The organism is Acidovorax sp. KPB24-07 (assembly GCF_057543315.1).
The window spans coordinates 1-3,844 of record NZ_BAAJYS010000320.1 but is presented as its reverse complement, the minus strand read 5'-3'; the positions used below and the strand labels follow the sequence as shown (position 1 = coordinate 3,844).

The following is a 3,844-nucleotide window of genomic DNA, read 5'->3' as shown; positions in this document are numbered from 1 at the left end:
TGGGCGGCGCAGGGCTGGCGTGGTGGCGGTTCCAGCCGCACGCGGTGCTGTCCGGCGCCGAAGCCGCCCTGTGGGCGCAGCAGTTCGAGGCGCCCTCGGGCGGCGCGCCCGTGGCGATGGCGCGTTTTCGCGGCAAGCCGCTGCTGGTGAACTTCTGGGCCACGTGGTGCCCGCCCTGCGTGGACGAGCTGCCGCTTTTGAATGCCTTCTACCGGGAACATGCCGCCAAAGGCTGGCAAGTCGTGGGCCTGGCGATTGACCAGCCCTCGTCCGTGCGGCAGTTCCTGGGGCGCTGCCGCTGGATTTCCCGGTGGGACTGGCAGGACTTTCGGGCACCGAACTGGGCCGTTCGCTGGGCAATCTCACCGGAGGCCTGCCTTTCAGCGTGGTGATGGGTGCAGATGGCAGCATCGTGCACCGTAAAATGGGCCAGGTCACCGCGCAAGACCTGACCCAGTGGGCTTCTCTGGGATAGGGCGCTGCAATCCACTGCGAAGATCAATGAATTTGCGCCCAAATACCGGCCATAGGTTGAATTTAGGGTAAATTCGCGCCCTATTTTGTTTTTGGCGTTGGAGTTCCCATGGATTTGCGAAAACTCAAGACCTTGATCGACCTCGTGTCCGAGTCGAATGTGTCAGAACTCGAGATCACCGAGGCAGAAGGCAAGGTCCGCATCGTCAAGAGCGGCGGTGCGGTGGTCCAGCAATATGTGGCCGCACCCGCCCAGCAGGCCCCGGCCCCCGCGGCGGCCGCCGCAGCCCCGGTGGCAGAACTGCCTGCACCGGCCGCTCCGACCGGCCACATCGTGAAGTCGCCCATGGTGGGCACGTTCTACCGCGCTTCCAGCCCAGGTGCCAAGTCGTTCGTCGAGGTGGGCAGCCAGGTCAAGGAAGGCGAGACGATCTGCATCATCGAGGCCATGAAGATCCTCAACGAGATCGAAGCCGACAAGTCCGGCACCGTCACCCGCATCCTGGGGGAGAACGGCCAGGCGGTGGAATACGGGCAGCCCCTGTTCGTGATCGAATAAATTGCGCATGTCTTCCTCGGTCCTTGTCGGGCGCGCCGGCCTCGTTGCCGGGCGCCAGGGAACGTCCATGTTTCAGAAAATCCTCGTCGCCGGTGCCGGCCGTCTTGCCCCGGGCAAGGCCACGCCAACCGCACTCGCATGCGCCCGCGCATGGGTGATGAGCCGCGAAGAAACCTATGTTTAAGAAAATCCTCGTTGCCAATCGCGGCGAAATCGCATTGCGCATCCAGCGCGCCTGCCGTGAACTCGGCGTCAAGGCCGTCATGGTGTATTCCGAGGCGGATCGCGATGCCAAGTACGTGAAGCTGGCCGAAGAGGCGGTGTGCATCGGCCCCGCGCCCTCGCCGCTGTCCTACCTCAACATGCCCGCCATCATCTCGGCTGCCGAGGTGACCGATGCGGAGGCCATCCACCCCGGCTACGGCTTCCTGTCCGAAAACGCCGACTTCGCCGAGCGGGTGGAAAAGAGCGGCTTCCAGTTCATCGGCCCCACTCCCGAGTCGATCCGCACCATGGGCGACAAGGTCTCGGCCAAGCAGGCCATGATCCGCGCGGGCGTGCCCTGCGTGCCGGGCTCCGAAGGCGAGCTGCCGGAAGACCCGGTGCAGATCCGCCGCATCGCCAAGGCGGTGGGCTATCCCGTCATCATCAAAGCCGCGGGCGGTGGCGGCGGGCGCGGCATGCGCGTGGTGCACACCGAGGCGGCGCTCGTCAACGCGGTGCAGATGACCAAGGCCGAGGCCGGCGCGGCGTTCGGCAATCCGGCCGTGTACATGGAGAAGTTCCTCCAGAACCCGCGCCACATCGAGATCCAGATCCTCGCGGACAAGCACCGCAATGCGGTCTATCTGGGCGAGCGGGACTGCTCCATGCAGCGCCGCCACCAGAAGGTGATCGAGGAAGCGCCGGCGCCCGGCATCCCGCGCAAGCTGATCGAGAAGATCGGCGAGCGTTGCGTGGCCGCCTGCAAGAAGATCGGCTACCGCGGTGCGGGCACGTTCGAGTTCCTGTATGAAAACGGTGAGTTCTACTTCATCGAGATGAACACCCGCGTGCAGGTGGAGCACCCGGTGACCGAATGGATCACGGGCGTGGACATCGTGAAGACGCAGATCATGGTTGCCGCCGGCGAGAAGCTGCCCTTCACCCAGCGCCAGATCGAGATCCGCGGCCACGCCATCGAATGCCGTGTGAACGCCGAGGACCCGTACAAGTTCATCCCCTCGCCAGGCCGCATCACCATGTGGCATGCGCCGGGCGGCCCGGGCGTGCGCGTGGATTCGCACGCCTACACCAACTACTACGTGCCTCCGAACTACGACTCGATGATCGGCAAGATCATCGTGCACGGCGACACGCGCGAGCAGGCGCTGGCCCGCATGCGCACGGCGCTGTCCGAGACCGTGATCGAGGGCATCAACACCAACGTGCCGCTGCACCGCGAGCTGATGGTGGACGCCAAGTTCGTGGCGGGCGGCACCAACATCCATTACCTGGAAGAGTGGCTGTCGCAGCACAAGCGCTGAGATCGCTGCGCGTGGTGGTTTTGCATGCTGGCACCTGGCAACGGGTGCCAGCATTTTCGTTTTCTCCCGGAGGTCTCCCATGTTTGAGCTGAGCCTGATGTGCCCCGAAGACCGGGTCGAGTCCCTGAGCGATGCGCTCGATGCGCTGCAGGCGCTGAGCGTGTCGGTCGAGGATGCCGACGCGCAGACCGATGCCGAGCAGGCGCTGTTCGGCGAGCCCGGCATGCCGCCGCCCAAGGACGGCTGGCAGCGCAGCCGGGTGGTGGCGCTGTTCCAGAACGAAGCCGAAGCGCAGGAGGCGCGGGCCCTGCTGGAGGTGCAGGATTTTTTCGAGGGCTGCCGCGTGCTGGGCGTGGCCACCGTGCCCGAGCAGGACTGGGTGCGCCTCACGCAATCACAGTTCGCGCCGGTGGACATCACGCCGGATTTCTGGATCGTGCCCACCTGGCACGAGCTGCCGGCCCAGGCCACGCGCAGCATCCGGCTCGATCCCGGACTGGCATTCGGCACCGGCACGCACCCCACGACGCGCATGTGCCTGCGGTGGATCGCGGCGAACGGCGCGCCGCACGGCGCCAGCGGCAACCCGCTGGGCCGCGTGCTCGACTATGGCTGCGGCTCCGGCATCCTGGCCATCGGCGCCGCCAAGTTCGGTGCGACGGATGTCGATGCCGTGGACATCGATCCGGCGGCCGTGGAGTCCACGCGGCTGAACGCCGAGGCCAACGGCGTGGCGCTGAAGGCCGGCCTGCCTGACCAGGCCAGCGGCACCTACCAGACGGTGCTGGCCAACATCCTCGCCACGCCCCTCAAGGTGCTGGCGCCGCTGCTGTGCGCGCATGTGGCGGCGGGCGGCCATCTGGTGCTGGCCGGCATCCTGGAGCGCCAGGCCGACGAGCTGAAAGAGGCCTATGCGCCGTGGCTGCCCCTGGAGGTGGCCGACACGCAGGAGGGCTGGATCCTGATGGTGGCCGCGCGTTGATGGGCAGGGCCGTGCCGCCCTTCGGGCGGGCATGGCGCCCACCTACAATCCCGAGCCGATGAGCCAGATCACACGCTGCCCCGCCTGCGGCACGACCTTCAAGGTCGTCGCGGACCAGTTGCGCATCTCCGATGGGTGGGTGCGGTGCGGGCAGTGCAAGGAAGTCTTCGATGCGGCGGCCCATCTGGTGCGCTCGGCGTCGCAGGACCTGCTGCCGGAAATGGCCATTCCCGAAGCTCCTCGCGCGGCCGTGCGGCCGCCGGCGCCTGCCGAACGGGCCTGGGGGGGCTGGCGCGGCGAGCG

At 66.9% G+C, this 3,844-nt stretch carries 5 protein-coding genes and 1 pseudogene; all 6 read left to right on the top strand.

Annotated elements, in window-relative coordinates:
- Positions 1 to 475, top strand: a pseudogene (locus tag AC27IQ_RS20135) (TlpA disulfide reductase family protein); the annotation flags it as partial.
- A gap of 108 nt (positions 476 to 583) precedes the next feature.
- Positions 584 to 1,033 (top strand): acetyl-CoA carboxylase biotin carboxyl carrier protein, encoded by a 450-nt coding sequence (gene accB, locus AC27IQ_RS20130; RefSeq protein ID WP_272567273.1) that lies wholly within the window; start codon positions 584 to 586, stop codon positions 1,031 to 1,033.
- A 7-nt stretch (positions 1,034 to 1,040) separates the two neighbouring features.
- Positions 1,041 to 1,217: a hypothetical protein gene (locus AC27IQ_RS20125; protein WP_272567275.1), complete on the top strand. Its 177-nt coding sequence runs from the start codon at positions 1,041 to 1,043 to the stop codon at positions 1,215 to 1,217.
- The gene (accC, locus tag AC27IQ_RS20120; RefSeq protein WP_284393093.1) at positions 1,210 to 2,559 is read left to right on the top strand and encodes an acetyl-CoA carboxylase biotin carboxylase subunit; all 1,350 of its coding nucleotides are present in this window, start codon (positions 1,210 to 1,212) and stop codon (positions 2,557 to 2,559) included. The genes AC27IQ_RS20125 and accC overlap by 8 nt, the downstream gene beginning before the upstream one ends.
- Positions 2,560 to 2,638: 79 nt before the next feature.
- A complete protein-coding gene (gene prmA / locus AC27IQ_RS20115) occupies positions 2,639 to 3,541 on the top strand; it encodes a 50S ribosomal protein L11 methyltransferase (RefSeq protein ID WP_272567280.1) in 903 nt (300 codons plus the stop codon).
- A gap of 58 nt (positions 3,542 to 3,599) precedes the next feature.
- Positions 3,600 to 3,844: zinc-ribbon domain-containing protein (locus AC27IQ_RS20110; protein ID WP_487090547.1), on the top strand; the 245-nt coding region annotated here is incomplete at its 3' end.